22 protein-coding genes are annotated in these 26322 nt (G+C 65.6%); 8 read left to right on the top strand and 14 right to left on the bottom strand.

Annotated elements, in window-relative coordinates:
- The first annotated feature begins 204 nt into the window (after positions 1 to 204).
- From AC2FLM_RS21015 to AC2FLM_RS21005, 3 genes are all read left to right on the top strand, one after another.
- Positions 205 to 1446, top strand: a complete 1242-nt coding sequence (locus AC2FLM_RS21015; protein ID WP_234143848.1) for an efflux RND transporter periplasmic adaptor subunit — start codon at positions 205 to 207, stop codon at positions 1444 to 1446.
- On the top strand, positions 1443 to 5234 hold the full coding sequence (locus tag AC2FLM_RS21010; RefSeq protein WP_496859842.1) for an efflux RND transporter permease subunit: 3792 nt from the start codon (positions 1443 to 1445) through the stop codon (positions 5232 to 5234). The genes AC2FLM_RS21015 and AC2FLM_RS21010 overlap by 4 nt, the downstream gene beginning before the upstream one ends.
- A gap of 220 nt (positions 5235 to 5454) precedes the next feature.
- Positions 5455 to 5700, top strand: coding sequence for a VPEID-CTERM sorting domain-containing protein (locus tag AC2FLM_RS21005; RefSeq protein WP_496859841.1), 246 nt, complete (start codon positions 5455 to 5457; stop codon positions 5698 to 5700).
- Between the two features lie 9 nt (positions 5701 to 5709).
- Here AC2FLM_RS21005 and xrtE read toward each other — a convergent pair whose 3' ends face one another.
- The 3 genes from xrtE to AC2FLM_RS20990 form a co-directional block, all read right to left on the bottom strand.
- Complete coding sequence (gene xrtE, locus AC2FLM_RS21000) at positions 5710 to 7293, bottom strand: exosortase E/protease, VPEID-CTERM system (RefSeq protein WP_496859973.1); 1584 nt, start codon at positions 7291 to 7293, stop codon at positions 5710 to 5712.
- 111 nt (positions 7294 to 7404) lie between these two features.
- Positions 7405 to 9231, bottom strand: coding sequence for an ABCB family ABC transporter ATP-binding protein/permease (locus AC2FLM_RS20995; protein ID WP_496859840.1), 1827 nt, complete (start codon positions 9229 to 9231; stop codon positions 7405 to 7407).
- A 71-nt stretch (positions 9232 to 9302) separates the two neighbouring features.
- Positions 9303 to 11117 (bottom strand): LysM peptidoglycan-binding domain-containing protein, encoded by a 1815-nt coding sequence (locus AC2FLM_RS20990; protein WP_496859839.1) that lies wholly within the window; start codon positions 11115 to 11117, stop codon positions 9303 to 9305.
- A gap of 125 nt (positions 11118 to 11242) precedes the next feature.
- On the opposite strand from AC2FLM_RS20990, the gene AC2FLM_RS20985 reads away from it, so the two are divergent.
- Positions 11243 to 11794, top strand: coding sequence for an LOG family protein (locus AC2FLM_RS20985; RefSeq protein WP_496859838.1), 552 nt, complete (start codon positions 11243 to 11245; stop codon positions 11792 to 11794).
- Here AC2FLM_RS20985 and rarD read toward each other — a convergent pair.
- From rarD to AC2FLM_RS20970, 3 genes are all read right to left on the bottom strand, one after another.
- On the bottom strand, positions 11731 to 12651 hold the full coding sequence (gene rarD, locus AC2FLM_RS20980) for an EamA family transporter RarD (RefSeq protein ID WP_496859837.1): 921 nt from the start codon (positions 12649 to 12651) through the stop codon (positions 11731 to 11733). The genes AC2FLM_RS20985 and rarD overlap by 64 nt on opposite strands.
- A 74-nt stretch (positions 12652 to 12725) precedes the next feature.
- Positions 12726 to 13496, bottom strand: coding sequence for an enoyl-CoA hydratase-related protein (locus AC2FLM_RS20975; RefSeq protein ID WP_234218258.1), 771 nt, complete (start codon positions 13494 to 13496; stop codon positions 12726 to 12728).
- A 182-nt stretch (positions 13497 to 13678) separates the two neighbouring features.
- Positions 13679 to 14278 (bottom strand): superoxide dismutase, encoded by a 600-nt coding sequence (locus AC2FLM_RS20970; protein WP_496859836.1) that lies wholly within the window; start codon positions 14276 to 14278, stop codon positions 13679 to 13681.
- 101 nt (positions 14279 to 14379) lie between these two features.
- On the opposite strand from AC2FLM_RS20970, the gene AC2FLM_RS20965 reads away from it, so the two are divergent.
- Positions 14380 to 15132 carry an FkbM family methyltransferase gene (locus AC2FLM_RS20965; protein ID WP_496859835.1) on the top strand — a complete coding sequence of 251 codons (753 nt, stop codon included), beginning with the start codon at positions 14380 to 14382 and terminating at the stop codon, positions 15130 to 15132.
- A gap of 180 nt (positions 15133 to 15312) precedes the next feature.
- On the opposite strand, the gene AC2FLM_RS20960 is transcribed toward AC2FLM_RS20965, so the two are convergent.
- The 5 genes from AC2FLM_RS20960 to AC2FLM_RS20940 all read right to left on the bottom strand — a co-directional run bounded on the left by AC2FLM_RS20960 (position 15313) and on the right by AC2FLM_RS20940 (position 20937).
- Positions 15313 to 15879, bottom strand: coding sequence for a sarcosine oxidase subunit gamma (locus AC2FLM_RS20960; RefSeq protein WP_496859834.1), 567 nt, complete (start codon positions 15877 to 15879; stop codon positions 15313 to 15315).
- Complete coding sequence (locus AC2FLM_RS20955; protein WP_496859833.1) at positions 15872 to 18904, bottom strand: sarcosine oxidase subunit alpha family protein; 3033 nt, start codon at positions 18902 to 18904, stop codon at positions 15872 to 15874. Before AC2FLM_RS20955 ends, AC2FLM_RS20960 begins: the two co-directional genes overlap by 8 nt.
- A gap of 45 nt (positions 18905 to 18949) precedes the next feature.
- Positions 18950 to 19279, bottom strand: a complete 330-nt coding sequence (locus AC2FLM_RS20950) for a sarcosine oxidase subunit delta (RefSeq protein ID WP_496859832.1) — start codon at positions 19277 to 19279, stop codon at positions 18950 to 18952.
- A gap of 4 nt (positions 19280 to 19283) precedes the next feature.
- Complete coding sequence (locus AC2FLM_RS20945; RefSeq protein WP_496859831.1) at positions 19284 to 19613, bottom strand: TfoX/Sxy family protein; 330 nt, start codon at positions 19611 to 19613, stop codon at positions 19284 to 19286.
- Between the two features lie 79 nt (positions 19614 to 19692).
- On the bottom strand, positions 19693 to 20937 hold the full coding sequence (locus tag AC2FLM_RS20940; RefSeq protein WP_496859830.1) for a sarcosine oxidase subunit beta family protein: 1245 nt from the start codon (positions 20935 to 20937) through the stop codon (positions 19693 to 19695).
- 177 nt (positions 20938 to 21114) lie between these two features.
- Between AC2FLM_RS20940 and ccmI the strand changes: the two genes are divergently transcribed.
- From ccmI to AC2FLM_RS20925, 3 genes are read left to right on the top strand one after another with little or no spacing between them, the layout of a single operon-like run.
- Entirely contained in the window at positions 21115 to 22353 is a 1239-nt protein-coding gene (gene ccmI, locus AC2FLM_RS20935) for a c-type cytochrome biogenesis protein CcmI (RefSeq protein ID WP_496859829.1), read from the top strand.
- Entirely contained in the window at positions 22350 to 22814 is a 465-nt protein-coding gene (gene ruvX, locus AC2FLM_RS20930) for a Holliday junction resolvase RuvX (protein WP_234136383.1), read from the top strand. The genes ccmI and ruvX overlap by 4 nt, the downstream gene beginning before the upstream one ends.
- A gap of 13 nt (positions 22815 to 22827) precedes the next feature.
- Positions 22828 to 23061, top strand: coding sequence for a DUF1289 domain-containing protein (locus AC2FLM_RS20925; RefSeq protein WP_234218264.1), 234 nt, complete (start codon positions 22828 to 22830; stop codon positions 23059 to 23061).
- A 76-nt stretch (positions 23062 to 23137) separates the two neighbouring features.
- Here AC2FLM_RS20925 and AC2FLM_RS20920 read toward each other — a convergent pair whose 3' ends face one another.
- The 3 genes from AC2FLM_RS20920 to AC2FLM_RS20910 form a co-directional block, all read right to left on the bottom strand.
- Positions 23138 to 24526 carry a calcium-binding protein gene (locus AC2FLM_RS20920; protein ID WP_496859828.1) on the bottom strand — a complete coding sequence of 463 codons (1389 nt, stop codon included), beginning with the start codon at positions 24524 to 24526 and terminating at the stop codon, positions 23138 to 23140.
- Between the two features lie 147 nt (positions 24527 to 24673).
- Positions 24674 to 25459, bottom strand: a complete 786-nt coding sequence (locus AC2FLM_RS20915) for a hypothetical protein (RefSeq protein ID WP_496859827.1) — start codon at positions 25457 to 25459, stop codon at positions 24674 to 24676.
- Complete coding sequence (locus AC2FLM_RS20910; protein WP_234218267.1) at positions 25453 to 26277, bottom strand: sulfite exporter TauE/SafE family protein; 825 nt, start codon at positions 26275 to 26277, stop codon at positions 25453 to 25455. The genes AC2FLM_RS20915 and AC2FLM_RS20910 overlap by 7 nt, the downstream gene beginning before the upstream one ends.
- Positions 26278 to 26322 lie beyond the last annotated feature (45 nt).

Here is a 26322-nt window from a genome sequence, read left to right as displayed (position 1 = left end):
GGTTCCGGCCTCTCATACCGCGCGCCACCGGGCAAGCCAAGAGGTGCCGAACCTGCATTTTTCTTGTGCATTTGCCAAAATGGGGTAAAAAATGAACTGAACTGGACAGTTCAGTATGGACAAGACGCAACGGAAACCCCATGTCTCTGCGCAAATAGCCCGGACCCCGTATTTTGCCCGGGCGGGATTGAAGAAAGGTACTTCATGCGACTGGTTCCCTTCCTCACCGCGATCCTCGTGACCGTCACGCTTTACATGATGGTTTTCGAACGCCAGGCGCTGATGGCCTTTGCCAAGGCGGAAACCGCCAGCCAGGCCGAGGCGGACGCCGCGCCCGTCTCCGATCCCATCGGTGCCGCCATTGCCGAGACCGCCGCCGTAGGTGTGGTCGTTTTGCGCTCGCAGGCAACCGAGATCGACAGCGCGGTGGTGCTGCGCGGCCAGACCCGTGCCATCCGGCAGGTCGAGGTGCGGGCGGAAACCACCTCGACGGTGATTTCCGAACCCAAGCGCAAGGGCGCCTTTGTCGAGGCCGGCGATCTGCTGTGTGAACTCGACCCCGGCACCCGCCCCGCCAGCCTGGCCGAGGCGCGCGCGCGCAAGGCGCAGGCCGAAAGTTCGATGCCCGAGGCCGAGGCGCGGTTGGACGAGGCCAAGGCGCGGCTGAAAGAGGCGCGCATCAACGACAATGCCGCGCAGAAACTGGCCGAGACCGGTTATGCCTCGGAAACCCGCCGCGTATCGACCGAGGCCGCGGTCCGGTCGGCCGAGGCCGGGATCAAGGCCGCCGAGGCGGGGCTGGAAACCAGCCGCGCCAGCATCGAGGCCGCCACCGCCGCCGTGGCCGCCGCCCAGCGCGAGATTGACCGGCTGACCATCGAGGCCCCGTTCCAGGGCCTGCTGGAAAGCGACACCGCCGAACTGGGCAGCCTGCTGCAACCCGGTGCGCTTTGCGCCACCATCATCCAGCTCGACCCGATCAAGGTGGTGGGCTTCATCCCCGAGACCGAGGTGAACCGAGTGCAGGTCGGCGCGCTGGCCGGGGCCGAACTGGCCACCGGGCTTCAGGTGCAGGGTCGTGTCACCTTTCTCAGCCGCTCGGCGGACGCGACCACCCGCACCTTTGAGGTCGAGATCACCGTCGCCAATCCCGAACTGCTGATCCGCGACGGCCAGACTGCAACCATCGCGATCTCGTCCGACGGGGCCAAGGCGCACCGGCTGCCGCAATCGGCGCTGACGCTGAACAACGAGGGTGAGTTGGGCGTGCGTACCGTCGAAGAGGGGAACAAGGTGGGTTTTGTCCCGGTTGAACTGGTGCGCGACACCCCGACCGGCATCTGGGTGACCGGCCTGCCCGAACAGGCCAATGTGATCGTGGTCGGTCAGGATTTCGTGACCGAGGGCGTGACCGTGGAACCGACCTGGCGGGAGGCTTCTGAATGACCGGCATCGTCGACTGGGCCGCGTCCCGGGCGCGGATGGTCCTGGCCTTCATCGCAATCTCGCTGATGATCGGCGGGGTGGCCTATGTGAACCTGCCCAAGGAGGGTGAGCCGGATATCGAGATCCCGGCGCTCTTCGTGTCGGTCAGCTTCCCCGGCATTTCCGCCGAGGACAGCGAAAGCCTGCTGGTCAAGCCGATGGAGACCGAGCTGGCCGATCTGGACGGGCTGAAGAAGATGTCCTCTACGGCCGCCGAAAACTATGCCGGCGTGGCACTGGAATTCGAATTCGGATGGGACAAGACCGCGATCACCGCCGATGTGCGTGACGCGATGAACACCGCCCAGGCCAGTTTCCCCGACGGGGCCGAGCAATATACGCTGACCGAGATCAACTTTTCCGAATTCCCCATCGTCATCGTCAACCTGACCGGCGCCGTCCCCGAACGCACCATGGCGCGCATCGCCAAGGATTTGCAGGACGATCTGGAATCGCTCGACGCGGTGCTCGAGGCCGGGATCGCGGGCAAGCGCGACGAGATGCTCGAAGTGATCATCGACCCGCTGCGGCTCGAGGCCTATAACGTCACGGCGCTGGAACTGATCAATGTGGTGCAGAACAACAACCAGCTGATCGCGGCGGGCGAAATCGAGAGCGAACAGGGCTCGTTCGCGGTCAAGATCCCCTCGTCCTTCAAGACCGCGCGCGATGTCTATGACCTGCCGATCAAGGTCAATGGCGACCGGGTGGTGCGGCTGGGTGAACTGGCGCAGATCAACTATACTTTCGAAGACCGCAAGGGCACCGCGCGGTTTGACGGCGAGAACACCGTCGCGCTGCAAGTGGTCAAGCGCAAGGGTTTCAACCTGATCGACACGGTCGAACAGGTAAAGGAGACCGTGGCCAAGGCCCGCGCCGCCTGGCCGCCCGAATTGCAGGCCGCCGTTCAGATGGGCACCTCGAACGACCAGAGCCGGGTCGTGGGCTCGATGGTCAGCCAGCTCGAAGGCTCGGTCCTGACCGCAATCGCGCTGGTGATGATCGTGGTGCTGGCCAGCCTGGGTAGCCGCGCGGCGCTGCTGGTGGGCTTTGCCATCCCGACTTCGTTCCTGCTGTGTTTCGCCTTTCTGGCGGCGATGGGCGTGTCGATCTCGAATATCGTGATGTTCGGTCTGATCCTGGCGGTGGGGATGCTGGTCGACGGCGCCATCGTGGTGGTGGAATATGCCGACAAGCGGATCAAGGACGGCATCGGCCCGATGCATGCCTATGTCGAGGCGGCACAGCGGATGTTCTGGCCCGTGGTCTCGTCGACGGCAACGACGCTCTGCGCCTTTCTGCCGATGCTGTTCTGGCCCGGCGTGCCGGGCGAGTTCATGGGGATGCTGCCGGTCACGCTGATCTTCGTGCTGTCGGCCTCGCTGGTGGTAGCGCTGATCTATCTGCCGGTCATGGGCGGCGTTTCGGGACGCATCAGCCGCGTGTTCAACCGCATGTCCGACTGGCTGCGCGCGCGCACGCCCTGGGTGGTGCGCGCGGCCCTGGTACCGCCCGCGCTCTACGGCATGTTCCTGGGTGCGATGCAGCTGTTGAACCCCGCCTATCTGCTGCCGCCCGGTGCGCCGGGCGGGACGCTTGCCGGCGCGCTGCTGTTCCTCATGTCGGCCTTTGCCGCCTCGGTCACACTGGGCGCCGCCCGGATCGAGATGCCCCAGCGCCGTGTCGCCGCCCCCGGCGGGCACACGCCCTTTGGCCATGTGATCAAGTTCATCGCCGGCAACCCTGTGATGCCCATCGTCTCGATCTTTGCAGTGTTCTTCGCCGTCTATCAGGTGGTGTTCGTGATCTTCCCCGAGCGCTCGCTGGGGGTCGAATTCTTTGTCGAGAGCGAACCGGAACAGGCCACCACTTATGTCCGCGCGCGGGGCAACCTGTCGCTGGCGGAAAAGGACGTGCTGGTGCGCCAGGCCGAAGAGGTGATCGCGGCGCATCCGGCGGTGGTGAACGTGTTCTCCTTTGCCGGCGAGGGCGGGCTCGACCAGAACAACGGCGGTGCCCAGGCGCCCGCCGACACGGTCGGTCAGATCCAGTTCGAGATCATCCCGTGGGAGGACCGCCCCACCGAGACCCACCCGCTGACAGGCTGGCTGGGCAGCCGCATGAGTGCCTGGCTGGGGTTCGAGGAAGAGGTGGTCGCCGCCGAATATGACGGTGACTTCGTGCTGGAACAGCTGAGCAACGAGCTGGCCAAGCTGCCCGGCATGGTGGCCGAGATCGAGGCGTTGGGCCGTGGCCCGGCCTCGGCCAAGCCCGTGCATCTGCGTATCAAGGGCGACGATTGGAACACGCTGCTGGCCACCACCGGTCAGGCGCGCGCCACGTTCGAAGAGACGGCGGGCCTGATCAAGATCGAGGACAACCTGCCCCTGCCCGGCATCGACTGGCAGATCGACGTGGACGTGGCCAAGGCGGGCCGCTTCGGCGCCGATGTGGCCACCGTGGGCGCCATGGTGCAGCTGGTCACGCGCGGCGTGTTGCTGGGCGAATACCGCCCCGCCGATGCCGATGACGAGATCGAGATCCGCGTCCGCCTGCCGGAAAAGGACCGGGTGCTGAGCACGCTCGACACGCTCAAGGTACGCACGCCCGAGGGGCTGGTGCCGCTGTCGAACTTCATCAGCCGCAAACCGGTCGAGAAACTGGCCAAGATCAATCGCGTCGATCAGAAACGCTATTTCGACGTCAAGGCGGATGTGGAGCCGGGCCTGTTCAAACTGGTCTCTGCCGACGATCCGCAGGTGGAACTGGCCGTGCTGCGCGCCCTGCCCGAAGGGGTGGCGCCGACCGGCGAGGTGGTGACCCGCCCCGCCGATGGCGCGCAATTCCAGATCGAGAGCCTTGACGGGTTCGACAGTGCAGCCGCCGCGCGCGACGCCGTCGCGGCCGGTAGCGTGCGCTTTGCCCCGATCAATGCCAACGAGCGCATCGCCACCCTGACCCAATGGCTGGAAACCGACCCGTTCGGCCCGGCGGTTGAATGGGAATGGACCGGCGATCAGGAGGACGAGAAGGAAAGCCAGGAATTCCTGTCCAAGGCCTTTTCCGCCGCGCTGGGATTGATGTTCATCATCCTGCTGGCGCAGTTCAACAGCTTCTACAATTCGGTGCTGGTACTGCTGGCGGTGATCCTCAGCACAACGGGCGTGCTGATCGGCATGATGGTGATGGGCCAGCCCTTCTCGGTGATCATGACCGGCACCGGCATCGTGGCGCTGGCCGGGATCGTTGTGAACAACAATATCGTGCTGATCGACACCTATCAGGAATACAGCCGCTACATGCCCCGGATCGAGGCCATCGTGCGCACCGCCGAGGCGCGGATCCGGCCTGTGTTGCTGACCACGATCACCACCATGGCAGGCCTGACACCGATGATGTTCGGGCTCAGCCTCGATTTCATCAATGGTGGCTATTCCATCGACAGCCCCACCGCGCTGTGGTGGAAACAGCTGGCCACGGCGGTGGTGTTCGGCCTGGGCATCGCAACCATTCTGACGCTTGTGGTGACGCCGTCTCTGCTGGCGCTCAGGGTCTGGACCTCGACCTATCTATTGATGATCTTGCGCGGCCTGGCCCGGATCACCGCGGGCCGTTCCAGCCGCATTGCCCGCGACATGATCCTGCGCCGCTCGGCCAAACGGCTGAAAGCGACCGAGATCATCTGGGATCCGATGCAGGCCGAACCGCCCCAGATCGCACCCGATCAACCGTTGAAGGCCGCGGAATAACCCCTTGGTCACCCGCTCGCGATGAAGCCCGAGTCGGGCTGATCAGCGGCAAAGGCAGGTCCAAATCGGGCCCGCCCCGCGCCTGATTGACAATGAAATGGACGCAATCGCCCAGCGGTTGCGTCCATCGTTTCCGGAACCGCTCCGAAATGTGGCAAAACCTTGAAAAGATCAAGGCAACCGGGCATGTTGGACCGCAAGGAAAAAGGGGACCTGCTCAATGCTCAACAAGGGTATTACCACGACAAGTACCGCGATCTCGGCCCTGGTTCTGACAGCCACATCGGCATCCGCGCAGACCTATGACTACTACTTCTGGTGGTGGGGTGGCTGGAGCTATGGCGGCGGTGGCGGAACCAGCTCCTCGGTGCCCGAGATCGACGCTTCGACCGGGGCTCTGGCGCTGGCCGCGGTGGCGGCCGGGCTGTTGCTGGCACGCGAGATGCACCGCCGTAAAAGCCGCTGAGCCTGCGCGTCAGATCAGGGACCAGTCACCGGTGAGCAGCGCGGTCAGCGCGACCAGCCCGTTGGCCACCGCATGCGCCAGGACAGCGTCACCCAGACGCCCCCGGCGCAGCGCGACCAAGGCAAAGACGAGGCCGGCCAGACCGGCCTCGATCACGCGCCCATGAAGAAGCGCAAAGGCAAGGCTGGTCACAGCGACTGACAGGGCCGTTTGCCAGGCCGCAGGGCCAGACAACAGTCGCAGCAGGTAGCCCCGGAAAAACCCCTCCTCGATCATCGGCACCAATAGCGTCGTGCCCAGTATTCTGCAGAGGATCCATCCTGCCAGCGTCGCTCCGGTCAGTTCTGACAGCCCCGCGGGCGCGGCGCCGCCGCGAGAGAACAGGATCCAGCCCGCCCCCACCACGAGACCGGCCATCAGGGCCACCGGGTCCAGGCGCCAGTCAAGCGCCAGCAGCGGCTTGCGAAACATCCACAACGCCGCCGCCATCAACCCCGCCTGAAGGGGATACCCCAGGGCGGGGGATTGCCACAGGCTTTGCACCAGCAGGCCCGACAGCATGAACGCGATGAAGGGCGCGATCAATGCCGCATTCAGGTCCTCGCGAAGGGGCTCGGGCGCCCCGGTTCCGCGCGACGTGACCGCCGCCCGGTGCAGCGAGGGTCGCGCCTGCACCACCCAGATCACACCCAGCGCCAAGAGGGTAAAGAACAGCCAGCCTGCAAAGCTGTGAAATCCGTTCACCGCCAGTTCCGGCGACAGCCGCGCCCCGATCGCGATCAGGGCCGCTATGCGGAATATGTTGAACACCCAGCTGACCAGCAGCGCCATCGGAAACACGATCAGCCAGAAACGACCCAGCCGCAGCGTGTCACGCATCAGCACCGAATAGATGGCAAAGAACCCGGCGGTCAGGGCGAAACCCTCGATCCCCGAGCAGGTACCAGCCATCTCGACAAAGAAGCCCTCGGTGCCGATGGTGGCGGTCTCGGGGCTGAGCACCACGTGAAAACCCAGCGCCGCCAGCACCACCGCCACCCCGTAGAAGGTGGTCAGGATCAGGCCGCGAAACGCCCACCAGAGCGGCGCAAGCGCATCGGCCAGATCGGGGATCAGCAGCGCCACCAGCACCACCAGCGCCAGCCCGGCGCCACCCTCGCGCAGCAGGCCCGGCAGCTCGCGGCGCGGCAGCAGCAGGAACAGGGCACCGATCGCAGCCAGGACCGCCCCCGCCAGCAATGTGGCCAGATGTGCCTGGAAATCGGCGTTCAGACTGGCCGGATCCGCCCTAAGCCAGGGCACGAAGATCAGGCCCAACCCGATCAGATGCACTGCCCACCAGCGCCGCGCCTCGCCATCGGGATTGTCGGCGGCGGCGACCAACCGACGCCGGAGATGCGGCCGGAACCAGATGAACAGACCCAGACCGATCCCGACACACAGGATGCGGATGGTCGCACCCCGCAAGGCCCGGCAGGCGGGTTCGCTATCGGTAAGGCTGCATTCAACCGACGAAAACACTTGAAAGACCAGGATGATGGCCAGCATCTCCAGGGCAAATAGGACGGTCAGTTTCTGAAACTGGTGCCGCAACACGGCGTTGATCCTCGTAACGCGCCCGCAACCCACGGGCGCGTTCCAGCTATCGCGCGAAAAGGGCATGACTGTGAAGGGCAAATGACGGTTCCATGGCGCGCGCGCGCGTCAGGCTGCCTCGTCCTCGCCCGCCTGCTGCCGCGCCCAGAGCTGCGCATAGCGCCCGCCACGTGACAAGAGCCCGTCATGGGTGCCCTGCTCGACGATCTCGCCCTTTTCCAGCACCACGATCTTGTCGGCCTCGGCGATGGTGCTGAGGCGATGGGCGATGGTGATCACCGTGCGCCCCTCGCCCGCCAGCGCCAGCGCTTCCTTGATCTCCTGCTCGGTCTCGGTGTCGAGCGCGCTGGTCGCCTCGTCCAGCAGCAGGATCGGCGGGTTCTTGAGCAGGGTGCGCGCGATGCCCACCCGCTGTTTCTCACCCCCCGACAGTTTCAGCCCGCGCTCGCCCACCTTGGTGTCGTAGCCTTCGGGCAGCGAGGCGATGAAGTCGTGGATCTGGGCCGCGCGCGCCACCGCCTCGACATCGGCCTGGGTGGCATTCTCGCGTCCATAGGCGATGTTGTAACGGATGGTGTCGTTGAACAGAACGGTGTCCTGCGGCACGACGCCGATAGCGTCATGCAGGCTGGTCTGGGTCACATCCCGGATGTCCTGCCCGTCGATGCACAGCGCGCCGCCGGTCACATCGTAGAACCGGAACAAGAGCCGCCCGATGGTCGACTTGCCCGAGCCGGTGGCGCCGACGATGGCCACGGTCTGCCCCGCCGGTACGTCGAGTGTCACGCCCTTGAGGATCTCGCGATCCGCCTCATAGCCGAACCGTACGTCCTTCAACGTGATCTCGCCGCCGCTGACCTTGAGCGGCGCGGCACCCGGCTTGTCGCTGACCTCGGCGGGCTGTTCCAGCAGATCGAACATCTCGCCCATATCGACCAGCGCCTGCCGGATCTCGCGATAGACGGTGCCCAGAAAGTTGAGCGGAACGGTGATCTGGATCATATAGGCGTTGACCATGACGAAATCGCCCACGGTCAGTTGTCCCGCCTGTACCCCCAGCGCTGCCAGCACCATGACCCCGATCAGGCCGCAGGTGATCAGGAAAGACTGGCCAAAGTTGAGAAACGCCAATGAATACGAGGTCTTGAGCGCCGCGCTGGCATAGGCCTGCATCGACTGGTCATAGCGGTTCGCCTCCCGTTCCTCGGCGCCGAAATACTTGACCGTCTCGAAATTCAGCAGGCTGTCGATGGCGCGCTGGTTGGCCTCGGTATCCTGATCGTTCATCTCGCGGCGCAGTTTGACCCGCCATTCGGTCACCGCGAAAGTGAACCAGATATAAAGAGCGATGGTTCCCACCACCACGGCCAGATACCAGACATCGAACAGGTACATCAGGATCGCCGCCACCAGCACCAATTCCAGGATCAGCGGCCCGATGGAAAACAGCATGAAGCGCAAGAGGAACTCGACCCCCTTGACCCCGCGCTCGATGATCCGGCTCAGCCCTCCAGTCTTGCGGGTGATGTGATAGCGCATCGACAGCCGGTGGATATGGCGAAAGGTCTCCAGCGCCAGCGCCCTGAGCGCCCGCTGACCGACCGGGGCAAACAGCGCGTCACGCAACTGCTGGAACCCCACTGTCATCATCCGTGCCACGCCATAGGCCACGGTCAACCCGACCGCGCCCAGCGCAAGCGGCGGCACGCCCTCGCCCGCCAGCGCGTCGACCGCGCCCTTGTAGAGGATGGGGGTATAGACCGCGATCAGCTTGGCCAGCACCAGCATCGCCAAGGCCGCCACCACCCGGCGTTTGACCCATCCCTCACCCTCGGGCCAGAGATAGGGTGCCACCCGGCGCAGGGTGCGCCAGCCCGAGCGGCGCTCGGCGGATGCGGTCTGATCCGCCGGGGCGGTGTGTGCCAGTCGTCTCATCACGTACCCTCGTTGCGGTCAGAGCGTCGGTTCGGGGTAACCCCTAGAGCGTGGCGGCACAAGGCCGCCGCTTACTCGGGCACGGTAAAGACCTGGCCGGGATAGATCAGGTCGGGATTGCGGATGGAGTCGCGATTGGCCTCGAACACCTTGACGTAGAGCACGCCATCCCCGTAGCGCTCGCGCGAGATGGCCCAGAGCGTATCGCCCTTCTGCACGGTGACCACGCGCACCGGCGGCTGTTGGGGCGTGGTGCCCGGCTCTGCCGCGGTCTGGGCCGGGCGCAGCACCTCGGGCGCCTCGCGCTTGAACGGGGTTTCCAGCCGACTCAGCACCGCGCCCTGCCCATCCAGTTCGTCCAGCCGCAGCGTATAGACACCGGGCGCGATATCCGAGATTTCGCCGCGCCATTTGCCCAGCGCATCGGCGGTCATGTCGGCCACGGCGCGGTTGTCGAAATAGGCCCGGATCAGCGAGCCGACATTGGCGCGACCCGCAAGGCGTACATTGCCCGCATCGTTATAGCCGATCGTGTCCAGCGCCACCCGCAGCGGTTCCGCGGTCTGGGGTTGCTCGGCGGGCTGGACCAGTTCCACCCCGCTCTCGTCCGAGCGCAGCACCGCCACGCGGGCGGGCGCTTCGGGCGTGGCGGCGGGTTGCGGCGCCTCGGCGGTCTGCTGTTCGGCGGTCTGTTCGGTGGCGGGCTGTTCGCTGACAGCCGGTTCGGTTGCGGCGGGCGTGGCCGGATCCGCTGTTGCCGCGGCGGTCTGTTCCGGTGAGGTGGGCTGCGGTGCGGGTTGGGGCGCCTCGGCCGTTTCAGCCGGTTCCGGCTCCGGCGCGGGCGCAGGGGCTGTCGCCTCGGCACTCTCGATCACAGGTGTTTCGGCCGCATCCTCTGCGGGCGCTTCGGCGCGCGCGGTGTCCGTGGAGGGCGCCGCTTCGGCATCACTTGCCGCTGGTGCGGGCTCGGGCGCGGCTTTTGCAGTCTCGACCGGTTGCGCTTCGGGCTTGATCTCGGCGGGTTCGGATTGCGCCTCGGGCGTGGCCTCGGCAAGCTCGACGGGTTCAGGCTGCACCTTGGGCGTGGCCTCGGCAAGCTCGACGGGTTCAGGCTGCACCTCGGGCGTGGCCTCGGCAAGCTCGACGGGCTCGGGCTGCACCTCGGGCGTGGCCTCGGCAAGCTCGACGGGCTCGGGCTGCGCCTCGGGCGTGGCCTCGGCAACCGCAACCGGCTGCGGTTCGGGCAGCGCGGCAAGGATGTAGTCGCCAGACAGCGCCTCTTGCCCGTCGCGGGCGGCGCGCAGGGTCAGAACGCGGGCGGCGGCGCTGAACGGCACCGTCAGGAACTCGGCGAATTTACCATCGCGGGGCACTTCGAAATCATGCAGTGCCGCGCCATCCAGCAACACCGCGATTCGCGCGCCTGCGGGCGCGGTGCCGGAAAGCAGCGCGGTGCCGTCCGGCTCGACAAAGATCTGATCCAGTACCGGCGCAGCAAGCGCGGCAGGCTGTTCGGTTGTCTCAACCGAAGCGGCGGCGGCTGCTTCGGGCGCGGCCTCGCTCTCTGCTTCGGCGGTGGCCTCCGGTTCCGTCGTGGCGGTCTCGGCTGTGGCCTCGGGTTCCGAAGCAGGCGCGGCTGCGACTTCTGGCGCGGGGTCGGACTTGGCTTCAGCCGTTGGCTCGACCGCTGCAACCGCGGGGTTTTCCTCTTTTTCTTCAGAAGCTTGTGGAGCATTGGCCACAACGGGAATCGGCGCTGCCGGATCCTGCCTGCCGCCGATCAGCCCACCGAAATAGAGCCCGGCCACCCCGACCACCAGAACGCCCCCCGCAACGACTGCCCAGCCAATACCGCCAAGCCCCCCGGTTCCGGTTTCTCCTGCCATGTCCGTCCTTCCCCATTCACGGATCAGACTCACGGTCCGGTCCGTCCCATCACGGTTGAGCCGCCCCGCCGTTCCCGATATCAGAGCCCCATCTCTCTGTTCACGGAATCCCGGAAAGGCCGCTCATGACCGTCAAATCCGTTTGTATCTATTGCGGATCGCGCGCCGGAGCAATGCCCGCCTATGCCGAGGCGGCCCGCCGGATGGGCGCCCTGCTGGCCGAGGCGGGTTGGCGGCTGGTCTATGGCGCCGGCGATGTGGGCCTGATGGGAGAGGTCGCGCGCGCGGCCCAGGCCGCCGGCGGCGAGACCTTTGGCGTGATCCCGGTGCACCTGCTGCGCCGCGAGGTCGGCAAGACCGACCTGAGCACATTCGTCGTCACAGAAACCATGCACGAGCGCAAGAAGGTGATGATCATGAACGCCGACGCGGTGGTGGTGCTGCCCGGCGGCCCCGGCTCTCTGGACGAGCTGTTCGAGGCGCTGACCTGGCGCCAGCTGGGCCTGCATAACAAACCCATCCTGGTGATGAATGTAGACGGTTACTGGGACCCCTTGCGCGCACTGATCGAGCGCACGGTGGACCAGGGCTTTGCCGATGCCTCGCTGGCGGACTACCTGACCTGGGTCGATACGCCCGAGACCGCGATGGCGGCCCTGCGCTCCGCCCTGTCCTGACGGATCAGCGACAGCGAGAAGACCGCCACCGCCCCCCAGATCAACGCAAAGGCGATGCCGTGCCAGCGGGTGAAGGGCTCGCCAAAAATCACCACCGCGCACATGAATTGTAGGGTCGGGTTGATATATTGCAGCACGCCGACGGTCGACAGCGGCACCCTGCGCGCCGCATAGCTGAACAGGATCAGCGGGATCGCCGTCAGCGGCCCCGACCCGATCAACAGAAGAGAGGTGGCCAGATCGCCGCCGAACGCCCCCTGCCCACGCAGATGGAACCAGGCCAGCACCGACAGGAACAGCGGCATCATGATCACGATCTCGGCAGTCACCGAGATCACCGGCCCCAGCGGCAGGAACTTCTTGACCGCGCCATAGAGCGCAAAGCTGCAAGACAGGATCAGCGCCACCCAGGGTGCCACGCCCAGCCCCCAGGTCAGCAGGGCAACCGCCAGCGCCGCCAGCACCACTGCCAGCCATTGTCCGCCACTCAGCCGCTCGCCGAACCAGAACCGCCCGATCAGCACCGCGATCAGCGGAAAGATGTAATAGCCCATCGAGGCCTCGGTGGCGTGTCCTAGCTGGATCGACAGGATGAAGACGAACCAGTTGAGCGAGATCATCACCGCCGCCAGCGCGATCAGCCCGGTCTGTCGCGGGCCGGCATAGGCGCGGCGCAGTTCTCCCAGCCGCCCCTGCATCGCCAGATAGACACCGAACAGCAGGACAGACCAGAAGGTGCGATGCGACAGCACCTCGGGCGGGGGCACATGCGCGAGCAGCTTGTAATAGAGCGGCGAAAGACCCCAGACCAGACAGGTCCCGATCATCGCCAGAATACCGCGCCCGCGCTCGTCCATGCCCTGCCCGCCCCTGCCCGTTTACCGCGCGGTGATGCCCCGCGCGGAGCCGCTTGGCAAGCGCGCGTTGTTGCTCACTCGGTCCAGTCCTGATGGCGACGACCCGGATCCATGAAATGCTCGATCATCACCGGGGTCGCCAGCGCATAGGCATCCTCGAGCGGCAGGTCCAGATGCCGGTCGAGCGTCGCGATCCCGCGTCGAAGCGGACCCTGATTGCACGCGGCCAGGTCACGGGCCAGCGCACCCACATGCGCCGCCAGCGTCTCGTCGGGCAGGATGCGGTTGATCAGCCCCGCCGCCAGTGCCCAGTCGGCGCCATAGGTGGCGCTGGTCATCGCCATTTCCTTGACTGCGCGCGGCCCGATCAGACGCGATACAGCCACAGCGGGCGTGGTACAGAAGCCGCCATTCTTCACCCCCGGCAGACAGAATCGCGCGGCAGGAGAGGCATAGGCCAGATCACAAGAGGCCATCAGTTGCAGGCCGGCGGCGGTGGCAATCCCCTCGACCATGGCGATGGTCGGCTTGGGGCACCGCGCGAGGTCCAGCATCAACGCAGCGCAGGCCGCGAAAAGCTCGCTGACAAAGGCCTTGCCCTCGTCGGGGTCGGCCCGGTGGCGCGCAATCTCCTTGAGGTCATGCCCGGCGCAGAAAATGCGCCCCGGCCCATGGATCACCAGCACATGCACCCGATCATCGACCATTGCACGCCTCAATGCGTCGTGCAGCGCCGCGATCATCGCCCGCGACAAAGGATGCGCGGGCGCCCGACCCAGGGTCAGGGTCAGCACAGCCTCGCTCAGTTCCTCGCCCACCAGCGGTTCCTGGGACATGTCTGTCATGCGCTCGTCCTCCCGGCGGCAGAATGCCCTCTGCCACCCCGCCTGGCCAGCCCCTTCATTTCGCAAAAAATACTCCGGGGGAGTCGCCTTCAGGCGGCGGGGGCAGCGCCCCCTCCTCTGCCAAAGAAAAAACCCGGCCCCCGAAACAGGGACCGGGTCGAAAGCCTGCCAGCTTGCGGCGCTTACATGCGCGAGGCGACGTTTTCCCAGTTGACCAGATTGTCGAGGAAGTTGGTCAGGTAGGCCGGGCGCTTGTTGCGGAAGTCGATGTAATAGGAATGCTCCCACACGTCGCAGCCCAAGAGAGCGGTCTGACCAAAGCAGAGCGGGTTCACACCGTTCTCGGTCTTGGTCACGGCCAGCGAACCGTCGGCATTCTTGACCAGCCAGCACCAGCCCGAGCCGAACTGCCCGGCACCGGCGGCCGAAAACTGCGACTTGAACTCGTCGACCGAGCCAAAGCTCTCGACCAGCGCCTTTTCCAGTTCGCCCGGCATCTTGCTATCGCCCGGGCCCATCATTTCCCAGAACTGGTTGTGGTTCCACAGCTGGCTGATGTTGTTGAAGATGCCATTCTGCGCCACGGCGGTCTTGTTGTAGGTGCCGGTGATGATCTCTTCCATCGACTTCGATTCCCACTCGGTCCCGGCGATCAGCTTGTTGCCGTTGTCGACATAGGCCTTGTGGTGCAGGTCGTGGTGATATTCCAGCGTCTCGGCGCTCATGCCCTTGGAAGCCAGCGCATCATGTGCATAAGGAAGGTCGGGAAGTTCAAAAGCCATCTTGGCCCCCTGTTGAAATTTCTGTTGCGGTCCCATGGTTACATGCTTCCCGGGCGGGCAGAGGTCAAGGGCCGAGACGGCAAAAGCGGGGTATGGGGCACATGTTCACCGGATTGCGCAAGATGGCCTACCGGGCGCGCGGTTATTATGCGGGCGCGCTGAATGGCGAGCCCTTCCGGCTCGACCCCTATCATTCCAAATTCTGGCGCAAGGCCACGGCCGGCGGCTGGGAGCCTGAAACCTTTGCCGTGCTCGACCAGCACCTGTCGCCCGATCGCGACTATGTCGATATCGGCGCCTGGATCGGGCCGACCGTGCTTTATGCCGCGCGCCGGGCGCGCCATGTCTGGTGTTTCGAGCCCGATCCGGTGGCGCTGCGCCATCTGTTGTGGAATCTGGAGCTGAACGACATCCGCAATGTCTCGGCCTTTGGCGTGGCACTGTCGGACGGGTTCGGGCTGGCGCGCATGGCCTCGTTCGGGGGCGAGGCCGGGGATTCGATGACCTCGCTGCTGGCGTCGGGGGCGCATGGCACCGAGGCGCTGACCATCGGCTGGGACCAGTTCGCCCAAACCGGCGACCTGTCCGGCGTCTCGCTGGTCAAGATGGATGTCGAAGGGGCCGAGTTTGGCGTGGTGCCGACGCTGGCCAACTGGCTGCGCGCCCATCGCCCCGCCTTTTACCTGTCGACGCACGCCCCGTTTCTGGAGGAAGCGGCGCGGCCCGAGGCGATGGCAGGCCTTGCAGGCGCGCTGGACTTCTACGCCTCGGCCACCGACGAGGCCGGCGCCGCCGCCGACCTGACCGCGCCCGAGGCCCAAAGCCGCTTTCGCAGTTTCCTGTTCAGCGGCTGAGGGAGCGGACCCAACGGTACTTCGACCACTCAACGGATCGTGCAGAACACGCCGTCGCGCTAGGATATCTCTGACGCAAGTCCTCTCCTTTCGCGGCAAATGATCATCCCGAAACATAAAAGCCCGGCCCCCATCAGGGACCGGGCAATTCAATCGCTGGCGACAAAGCCGCCGAAGCGCTCAAAACACGCCGACAGCGCTTCCCGGTTGTGCAGCCACTTTCAGCAGCTTGAACACGTAATCGGCGACCGACCGGAAGCAGATGATGCAGAAGCTGCCATCCTCCTCCATCCAGAAGGCACCGGCCACCTGCGCCAGGCGCGAGCGGCGGAAATCGCCGGGGCCGAACGCGCCCGGGGCGAAATCGACCGGGGCGAGCTTGGCCATCACTTCGCGCGCGTTTGCGCCCGAGACACGGAACATGGCGCGGGCGTCGGACACATCCACCGCCAGGCTATGGGCATCGCCCAAGGCCTTGGTCATGGCGGCCAGCTTGTCGCCGACCTCGGCATGGGGCACCAGCACCAGCAGCTCGTCGGGCGACATCCAGCACAGACCGCTTTGACCCGCCACATTGGCGCGGCGCTGGCCGGGCATGTCCTGCCCGGTGGCGCCGGTGGCCGCTGCGATGACCGGTTTCGAAGCCAGATCGCCCCGCAGGGTGATCATGCCTTGCAGGCCGCATTCCTCGCCCCGCACGATGCCGTCATAGGCGGCACCCATCAATGCGCTGACAGGTTTAGACATTCTGTTTCGCCCCTTCCTTGTCATAGAAAACCGGGTCCACGATCTTGGCCTTGTAGGTCTTGCCGTCGGTGCCGGGGAATTCGACGATCTCGCCCATCCTGTCCGGCCCGTGCTGGATCAGGCCCATGGCGATGCCACGGCCCAGGTTCGCCGAGTAATAGGTCGAGGTGACCCGCCCGATCATGTTGCGCTGACCATTGGCGTTGACGCCCTCGCCCACCGCATAGGCGCCATCCGGCAGAACCGAGCCGTCGACCGTTTCCAGACCCACCAGTTTCCAGCGGTCGCGATCGGCCATGTGGCTGCGTTCCTGCGCGCGCTTGCCCAGGTAATCGTCCTTTTTCTTGGACAGAGCCCAGTGCAGCCCCAGATCCTGCGGGATCACGGTGCCGTCGGTCTCGTCCCCGATCATGATGAAGCCCTTTTCGGCGCGCAGGATGTGCAGGCACTCGGTGCCATAGGGCATGACGCCGAATTCCTTGCCCGCATCCACCAGCGCCTCCCAGAAGGCCAGACCCTGGCTTGCCGGAACCGCGATCTCGTAACTCAACTCGCCCGAGAACGAGATGCGATAGGCCCGCGCGTCGAACTCACCGATCCGCCCGTCGCGCCATTCCATGAAGGGCAGCGCCTCGGCCGACAGATCCATGCCGCCGCCCGCCTTGGCGTTCAGCTTTTCCAGCACCTTGCGGGCCTTGGGGCCGACCACGGCGATCTGGGCATATTGCTCGGTCACGTTGGCGACATAGACTTTCCAGTCCCACCATTCGGTTTGCAGCCATTCTTCCATGTGGCCATGGATACGCTCGGCGCCGCCGGTGGTGGTGTGACACAGGAACGTGTCCTCGTCGATCCGCGCAACCACGCCGTCGTCGATGAGGAACCCGTTTTCCGAACACATCAGGCCATAGCGGCATTTGCCCGGTTTCAGCGTGCTCATCATGTTGGTGTAGAGCATGTCGAGGAACTTGCCCGCGTCCGGCCCCTTGACGATCAGCTTGCCCAGCGTCGAGGCATCGAGCAGGCCGAGGTTCTCGCGGGTGTTCTTGACCTCGCGATTGACCGCGTCATGCACGCTTTCGCCCGGACGGACATAGGCAAAGGGACGGCGCCACTGGCCGACCGGTTCCCAGTCGGCGCCATTGGCATTGCTCCAGTCATAGATCGGCGTCTTGCGCACCGGCTGGAACACCTCGCCGCGCGCCTCGCCGCCGATGGCACCCATCGAGATGGGCGTATAGGGCGGGCGGAAGGTGGTGGTCCCAACCTGCGGGATATCCGCGTTCAACGCATCAGCAAGGATCGCCAGGCCGTTGATATTGCTCAACTTGCCCTGATCGGTCGCCATGCCCAGCGTGGTATAGCGCTTGGTGTGCTCGACGCTTTCATACCCCTCGCGCGCGGCCAGCTGCACGTCCGAGACCTTGACGTCGTTCTGGAAGTCGAGCCAGGATTTCATCCGCAGCTGCACCTCGGCATTGGCGGGCATCAGCCAGACGGGTTCCATCGCGTTCTCGCCCTCGGCCGCCCCCTCGGGCGCCTTGGTGCGCTTGGGGGTAAAGCCTGCCGCCTTGGCCGCGGCCTTGCCCGCGGCATCGGCATCGGCCATTACCTGATCCAGCGCCAGCGGGCCGTTTGCGGACCCGGCAGCCACCACATATCCCTTGCCATCCGCGCCCAGCGGCGGGCGGTCGGGATCGGGGCGGAAATGCGCATTGGCGCGGTCCCAGATCAGCTTGCCACCGCAATGGGACCACATATGTACCACCGGCGACCAGCCGCCCGACATCGCGACCGCATCGGCCTCGACCTCTTCGCGGGCGCCGCCGACACCGTCCTGGTTGCAGATCGAGATCTTCTTGACCCGCTTGCCGCCCTTGACCTTGGCAATCGCCTTGCCCGGATCGACCCGGATGCCCAGCGCGCGCGCTTCGTCGGCCAGCGCGCCGCCACCCTCCTTGCGGGCGTCGAGAATGCGCAGCACATCGACTCCGGCCTGTTTCAGAATGATCGCGGTGCGATAGGCATCGTCATTGTTGGTGGCAACCACCACGCGCTGGCCCGGGGTCACGCCCCAGTTCACCACATAGTCGCGCATCGCGCCCGCCAGCATCACGCCGGGCACATCGTTGCCGGCAAAGGACAGCGGGCGTTCGATGGCGCCGGTGGCGCTGACGATCTGCTTGGCGCGGATCCGCCACAACCGGTGGCGCGGCCCGGGCACGCCGGGGGTATGGTCGGCCACCCGCTCGTATCCCAGCGCATAGCCGTGGTCATAGACACCGGCGCCCATGGTGCGGGCGCGCAGGGTGACGTTGTCCATCGCTTCCAGCTCGGCCACGGTGCGGCTCACCCATTCGTCGGGCGAGAGGCCGTCGATAGTGCCGCCATCGACCGGCGCGCGCCCGCCCCAATGGGCGGTCTGCTCGATCAGCAGCACCCGAGCGCCCGAGCTTGCTGCCACCTTGGCCGCCTGCAACCCGGCCACGCCGCCGCCGATCACCAGGATATCGGTATGGACATGGAAATGCTCATATGTATCGGCATCCACCAGCTCCTTGTTGGGCGCCTTGCCCAGACCGGCCGAGCGGCGGATGATCGGTTCATAGACATGTTTCCAGAACGGCGCCGGGTGGATGAACATCTTGTAGTAAAAGCCCGCCGGCAGAAAGCGCGACAGATAGGTGTTCACCGCCCCGATATCGAAATCGAGGTTCGGCCAATGGTTCTGGCTGGCGGCCTTGAGACCATCGAACAGCTCGGTCGTGGTGGCGCGCTGGTTCGGCTCGAACCGCGTCCCCTCACCCAGACCGACCAGCGCGTTGGGTTCTTCGGCGCCGCTGGCCACCACCCCGCGCGGGCGGTGATATTTGAACGAACGGCCCATCATCATCTGGTCGTTGGCCAGCAGCGCCGAGGCGAGCGTATCGCCCTCATACCCGCGCATGGTGGTGCCGTTAAAGGTAAAGGTCACCTGTTTCGAACGGTCGATCAGGCGGCCCTGTTTCGCGAGACGGGTGCTCATCTTACGTGAACCTTTCGCAAGAGAAAGACATGACAGAGGCGGACATCAGGAGAATTCCCTCCAGCTCCAGCCGGGGCGTTTGGCGCTGATCGCGTCGCGGATTTCCTGCGGCGGGCCGCTGACCTGCGCCGAATAGGTGCCGAACACTTCCAGCGTGGCGGTACAGCGGGCGGCATGGAACCACTTGCCGCAGCCCGAGGCATGGCGCCAGCGTTCCAGATGCACGCCCTTGGGGTTTTCGCGGGTGAACAGATAGCCATGAAGCTCGTCATCGCTCGAGCCCGGGCCAAAACGCTTCAGATGCGCTTCGCCGCCCGCGGCGAGTTCGGTTTCATCGGCCTCGACCCCGCAATAGGGACAGGTAAGGATCAGCATGTCTTCATCCTTTCGGCGGCAGGCCGGCCGCATGGGCCAGCGAGAATTCGGTCAGTTTTGCGCGCAGCGCGTCGTCTTCAAAGGTGCCGGCGTCCAGCTCCACCATGCCGCCCATCGGGCGGCCGGTGAACGAAAGCGGCTGCGCGCCCAGTTCCAGCGCCTGGGCCTCTTGTGCCTTGCCGGGGCGGTACATGGCGCCGTCGCGGGTGACGCCGCAGACCATGTTGCCATGCAACAGGAAACACAGCCCGCCGAACATCTTCTTTTCGGACAGGCCCGGCTCGACGCCCAGATCGGCGCGCATCGTCTCGGCCAGGGCTTCGGAATAGGCCATCACGCCCCCCTCGCGACTGCGCGGCGGGCAGAGTTTTCGACGAAAACTCTGCACAAGATTTTTCGGAGAAAAATCTTGGTCAATGCGCCACCCCTGCGGCCACGCTCTCGTCGATGAAGCGGCCTTCCTTGAAGCGGTCGAGCGAGAAGGCCTCGGCCAGCGGCGAATGGCCCGTTGCCATCAACTGTGCCATCGCCCAACCCGATCCGGGGATCGCCTTGAACCCGCCAGTGCCCCAGCCGCAGTTGATGAAACAGCCGCCCAGCGGCGTTTTCGAGATGATGGGCGAGCGGTCCCCGGTCATATCCACGATGCCGCCCCATTGGCGCAGCATCTTGAGCCGGCTGATCATCGGGAAGGTCTCGACCAGGGCGCGCACGGTCTCCTCGATATGGTGGAAGCTGCCGCGCTGGGTAAAGTTGTTGAACCCGTCGGTGCCGCCGCCGATCACCATCTCGCCCTTGTCGGATTGCGACATGTAGCCATGCACCGTGTTGGCCATCACCACCACGTCCATGCAGGGTTTGATCGGCTCGGAAACCAGCGCCTGAAGCGCCAGCGCCTCGACCGGCAGGCGGAAGCCCGCCATCTCGGCCAGCTGGCCGGAATGGCCCGCCACCACGACGCCCAGCTTGCCGCAGTCGATCGACCCTTTGGTGGTGTCGACACCGACGACCTGGCCGCCCTCGCGGCGCACGCCGGTGACCTCGCATTGCTGGATGATGTCCATGCCCATGGCCGAACAGGCCCGCGCATAGCCCCAGGCCACCGCATCGTGACGCGCGGTGCCGCCCCGCTCTTGCCAGAGCGCGCCCAGCACCGGGTAACGCGGCCCGTGCAGGTTGATGATCGGCACCAGTTCCTTGACGCGCTCGGGGCCGATCCACTCGGTCTTGACCCCTTGCAGCGCGTTGGCGTGCGCGGTGCGCTTGTAGCCGCGGATCTCGTGCTGGGTCTGGGCCAGCATCATCACGCCGCGCGGGCTGAACATCACGTTATAGTTCAGGTCCTGGCTCATCGTCTCGTAGAGCGAGCGGGCCTTTTCATAGATCGCCGCCGAAGGATCCTGGAGGTAGTTCGAGCGGATGATGGTGGTGTTGCGCCCGGTATTGCCGCCGCCAAGCCAGCCCTTCTCGATCACGGCCACATTCTGGATGCCGTAATTCTTGCCAAGGTAATAGGCGGTGGCAAGCCCGTGACCGCCAGCGCCGACGATGACGACGTCATAGCGCTTCTTGGGTTCGGGCGAGCGCCAGGCGCGCTCCCATCCGGTGTGATAACGCAGCGCTTCGCGCGCAACGGCAAAGGCGGAATAGTGCTTCATGTGCGAATCCGATCCGGTTCGTGACTTGGTGGCAGATATGCCGTGCCCCCCCAGCATAGCCCCGTCCCGGACCGCCGCAATATTGCGAGATTGCGACATGGCACCGCCTCGCGTCCTTTTGCCCCTTTTTTCAGCGCACAGGCAGGTCTAGATGAAGGGCATCAACGCGGAGCGCTCATGACATTCTGGATCCTCGTCACCCTGATGGCCCTGACCGTGGCGGCGCTGCTGGCGCTGTCGATGCTGCGCGCACGCGCTGCGGCGGAACCGGCGGCGGCCTATGACCTGCGTGTCTATCGCGATCAGTTGGCGGGCGTTGACCGCGATCTGGCGCGCGGCGTGATCGACGCCGCTGATGCCGAGCGCATCCGAACCGAGATCTCGCGCCGCATCCTGGCCGCCGATACCCAGATGCGCGCCGAGGCCGAAGGCGCCGGGCAGTCCCGCCGCAAGGTCGGGCTGGCGGCACTGGTTGGTGCGGTGGTGATCGTGGGCGGCACGATGACGCTCTACTCCCGGCTGGGCGCGCCGGGCTATGGCGACCTGCCGCTGCAACTGCGCCTCGACATTGCCGAGGCCAACCGCACCGACCGCCCCGGCCAGGCCGAGGCCGAAGCACGTGTGCCACCGCAACCCGCGCTTCAGCTGGAACCGGGCTATGCCGATCTGCTGGAGAAACTGCGCGACACCGTGGCCCAGCGCCCCGACGATATCCAGGGCCATATGCTGTTGGCCCAGCATGAGGCCAATACCGGCAACTTCCAGGCGGCCTATACCGCCAAGGGACGCGTGATCGCCCTGCTTCAGGGCGATGCCAGTCCGCAGGATTTCACCGAACAGGCCGAATTGATGATCCGCGCCGCCGGCGGCTATGTGTCACCCGAGGCCGAGGCGGTGCTGTTCGAGGCGCTGCGGCGCGACCCCGAATACGGGCCCGCGCGCTATTACTGGGGCACCATGCTGGCCCAGATCGGGCGGCCCGACCTTGCCTTCAACACCTGGGCGCGCACGTTGCAGACCGCTCCGGCGGGCACCGCCTGGGGTCAGGCGATCCGCGACCAGATCGGCGAACTGGCGATGCGGGCCGGGGTCAACGACTATACCCCGCCAGCCCCACCGGCCGACACCGCCTCTCTGCCCGGACCGCGGCGCGAGGATGTCGAAGCCGCCTCCGAGATGGACGCCGAGACCCGTGCCGAGATGATCCGGGGCATGGTGACCCGCCTGTCGACCCGGCTGGCCACCGAAGGCGGAACGCCGCAGGAATGGGGTCGCCTGATCGGCGCCCTTGCCGTGTTGGGCGACACCGACCGCGCCCGCGCCATCCTGGAGGAGGCGCGTCAGGTCTTTGCCGAAAGCGCGGATGCGCTGGTGCTGATAGAAAGCGCCGCGCAAAAGGCGGGGCTGGGCGAATGATCTGCGACACGGTCGAGGAATTCGCCGCCGCCCTGCCCCCGTTCAGTGCGCTGGCCGGGCTTGATCTGGGTGACAAGACCATCGGTGTCGCGGTCTCGGACCGGATGCGCGGCGTGGCCACCCCGCTGGAAACCATCCGCCGCAAGAAGTTCGGGCTGGATGCCAGCGCCCTGCTTGCAATTGTCGAGCAGCGCGAGATCGCAGGGATCGTGCTGGGCCTGCCCCGCAACATGGATGGCAGCGAGGGGCCGCGCTGTCAGTCGACCCGCGCCTTTGCACGCAACCTGAGCCGCCTGACCGAGGTTCCGATCACCTTCTGGGACGAGCGCCTGAGCACGGTAGCGGCGGAAAAGGCACTGCTTGAGGCGGATACGACACGAAAGCGTCGCTCAGAGGTGATCGACCACGTCGCAGCGGCCTATATCTTGCAAGGGGCGCTGGATCGCCTGCGCAATCTCTAAGGGGCTTTGGCCGATGTCCGACATGGTCTGGAAACGCAACGAGGTCGACAGCCCCTGCATCCGCATCTGCGTGGTGCACCCGACCGAACGCATCTGCACGGGTTGTTTCCGCACCATCGACGAGATCTCGCGCTGGTCGAAGATGCAGCCCGAAGAGCGCCGCGCCATCATGGAAGACTTGCCAGGCCGCGCGCCGCAACTGCGCAAGCGCCGGGGTGGCCGGGCCGCGCGGCAGGCGCAGGAGTGAGCCTTTCTGTCCCGAAGCAGATGCCGACCGTAGCCCGTCTCCGGAACGCATGGGCGGCATCCCGTGATGCGGGGCTTCACGCCGTCAGCAGGTCATCGTTTTCCACAACCTGGATATCGGCGGCTGTCAGTCCCGGATAAGCCCCGTCGATCCACGCCACGATGACGCCGTCGTAAAGAACAAGCGCAACGCCCTCATTGTCGGGTTCCTCCTCGACGGTCACATCGCCGCTGCTGCCGCTGGGCACCTCGATCCGCACCCGATCATCGGCGGCATTGAAATCGTCGATCCGCGCAACCGCGGTCTCCTGCATCCAGGGCCCGACAACGAATGTGTCGGCCCCATCGCCGCCGGTGGCCTGATCGCCGCTGCCCAGCCACAACTCGTCATCGCCCGCGCCACCCAGGATGGTGTCAGGATCCAGTTGGTCCATCATGCCCGAGGCCTCAGTGCCGGGCCGGCCGACAAGTGCCATGATCGTGTCATTTCCGTCGCCACCGTCCAGCAGGTCGTATCCGGCACCGCCGTCGAGGCTGTCAGCGCCCGCCTCGCCAAGGATCCGGTCCGCTGCATAACCACCCAGCAAGCTGTCGTTGTCATTGCCGCCCAGCAGCGTATCCTTGCCCAGACCGCCGCGCAGCACATCGGCGCCGTCACCGCCCGCCAGGCTGTCTTCGCCCTCCTGACCACGCAGGACGTCATCTCCGGCGCTACCCAATGCGATGTCGTTACCGTCCCCGGCGTCGATCGCATCCGGCCCAACCCCGCCATCGAGGCTGTCATTGCCAGCACCCCCCGACAATCGGTCACCACCATAGCCGCCCAGCAGAGTGTCGTTGCCCGCGCCTCCGTCCAGAAGATCCAGCCCGGTACTACCATGCAGCAGGTCGGCACCGTCGCCGCCGGAGAGAGAGTCGTCGCCCTCCTGACCGCGCAGCACATCGTCTCCGCTACCGCCTTCGGCGGCGTCATTGCCGTCGCCGCCAAAGACCGCATCCGACCCGCCGCCACCGTCAAGACTGTCATCGCCGCCATTGCCGGACAAACGGTCATTTCCAAAGCCACCCTGCACCGTGTCGCTCCCGGCACCACCAGACAAAAGGTCCTGACCGGTACTGCCATGCAGGAAGTCGTCACCGCCCTCTCCCGACAGCGTGTCGTTGCCACCCGCGCCACGCAGCGCATCGTTGCCGCTGCCGCCATCGGCGCTGTCATTGCCGAGCCCGGCAAAGATCACATCATCGCCGCCGCCACCAGACAGGGTATCGTCCCCCGCACCACCGCTGATCCTGTTTGCCAGGTCCGTTCCCTGAAGCAGATCGTTGCCCTCGGTACCGGTGATCTCGGGGTTTTCAGGCGGTTCTTCGCGCCCGCCCGAGCTGTCGTCATCGTCACTTTCATCAATTGCCCAAACGATCGTCCCGACCGTCAGGGCCGTGCCGAGCAAAATAAGAGCCGTCAGCATAATCACATTCCCCCAAACCCAAAAAAACTGTGCAAAAATATCACATTTTTCAGGAAGTTAGCGGGGTTTTTCGGATTGTTTCCAGTTTACATCCTGCTCGCGAAAGAAAGTCGCGCATTTCACGCAAAAGGACGTGTTCTTCACCGTTTACGGGTACTCGATCCACTCTCTGACCCCTCCGGGTAGTTCGGGCCGGAAATAGGCAATCATGCGGCCATCGGGACCGGCATCGACACTTTCGGCCCAGGGGGCAACCCCGTGCAGGCAGTGCCGATGCAGGAGATAGGCCTCGCCCGGGCGCGCATGCAGGGCGATTCGCGGGCAGGTTTCGAACACTTCGCGCCGCGCGAACTGATAGGCGTCGGTCACGTCGATCCGGTGCCACTCCTCGGGGGGATACCCTTCCATCGCGCGGGCCAGGGCGGGACCAAGGATGCGGTGGCTGCCCTCCCACAGGATCAGCGGCGCGGCCTCGGGCGGCGCCTCGGTCAGCGGCAGGCCGAGGATCCAGCCATGCGGTTCATCGACATGACGGCGCCGGTCGGGGCCCGAGGGCTTCAACCCATCCACATGCGCCGCCCCCCGGTTCAGGCGATAGCGAAAGGCCGCCTCGCCCTCGCCCCGGCGCGGACGGGGATAACCCGGATAAGTCACCGAGACCTGTCCACGATGCAGCGGCAGCATACCCAGGTGACGGGTGATGAAGTCGATCGCCTGGCCCGCCAGCGGCGGACCGTCCCCCACACGGCCCGTTTCGTCATTGTCCAATGCATCGACGCCGATGAACCATGTCCCCTCGCAATCGAGCCATTGCGCATGGGCCGGGTCCGTCACCGCCCGCCGCGCGGCAGGCAGAACATGAGCGACCCAATCCGCCAGCACCGGGTCGAAGGGAAACCGCAGCCATCCCCGGCGCAGAAACTCCTCTACCATCCCAGCGCCTTGCGCAGCATGTTGAGCGCCACCAGGGTCAGGAACACCGCAAATATGCGTTTCAGCGGCTTGGGGTCCATCGCATGGGCCAGCTTCACCCCCCAGGGGGTGGTGATCAGGGTCATGCAGATGACCACGCCGAATGCCACCAGATTGACCGCCCCCACCGTCAGCGGCGGCCGCTGCGCCGGGTCGATCTGTAACAGCAGGAACCCCAGCACCGAAGGAACCGCGATAATCACGCCAAAGCCCGCGGCGGTGGCGACAGCGCGGTGAATGGGCGTGTTGTAAAGGCTCATCAGCGGCACGCCAAAGCTGCCGCCGCCGATCCCCATCAGTACCGACAGAAAGCCCACCATGGGCGACAGGATCAACCGGCGCGGACCGACGGGCATCGCCTCGCCCAGCCGCCAATGGGCACGGCCCAGCCCCAGATAGGCGCCGATCACGATGCCCAGCACGCCAAACAGCGCCTGCAACGCGACCGAGCGCAGCGAAGCCGCCACCATCACCCCCAGAACCGCGCCCACCGCGATCCCCGGCCCCCAGCCGCGCAGGATATCCCAGTCCACCGCGCCCTTCTTGTTGTGGCTCAGGACCGAGCGCAGAGAGGTCACGATGATGGTGGCGAGCGACGTGGCCAGGCACATCTGCATCAATTGCGGCCCGCCATAGCCCAGCGTCTGGAACGCATAGAAAAAGGCCGGGACCAGCACGATACCGCCTCCCACGCCCAGCAGCCCCGCCAGCACCCCGGCAAAGGCGCCGATCGCGATCAGCAGGGCCAGCATCTGCAACAGCAGCATCGTATCGGGCATAGGGCAGTCTCCGCTCTTGGGTTCCGTCAGGGGTACAACGCCGGC

The organism is Ruegeria sp. SAZD011 (genome assembly GCF_059612545.1).
This window is presented reverse-complemented; position numbering and strand designations above follow the sequence as displayed.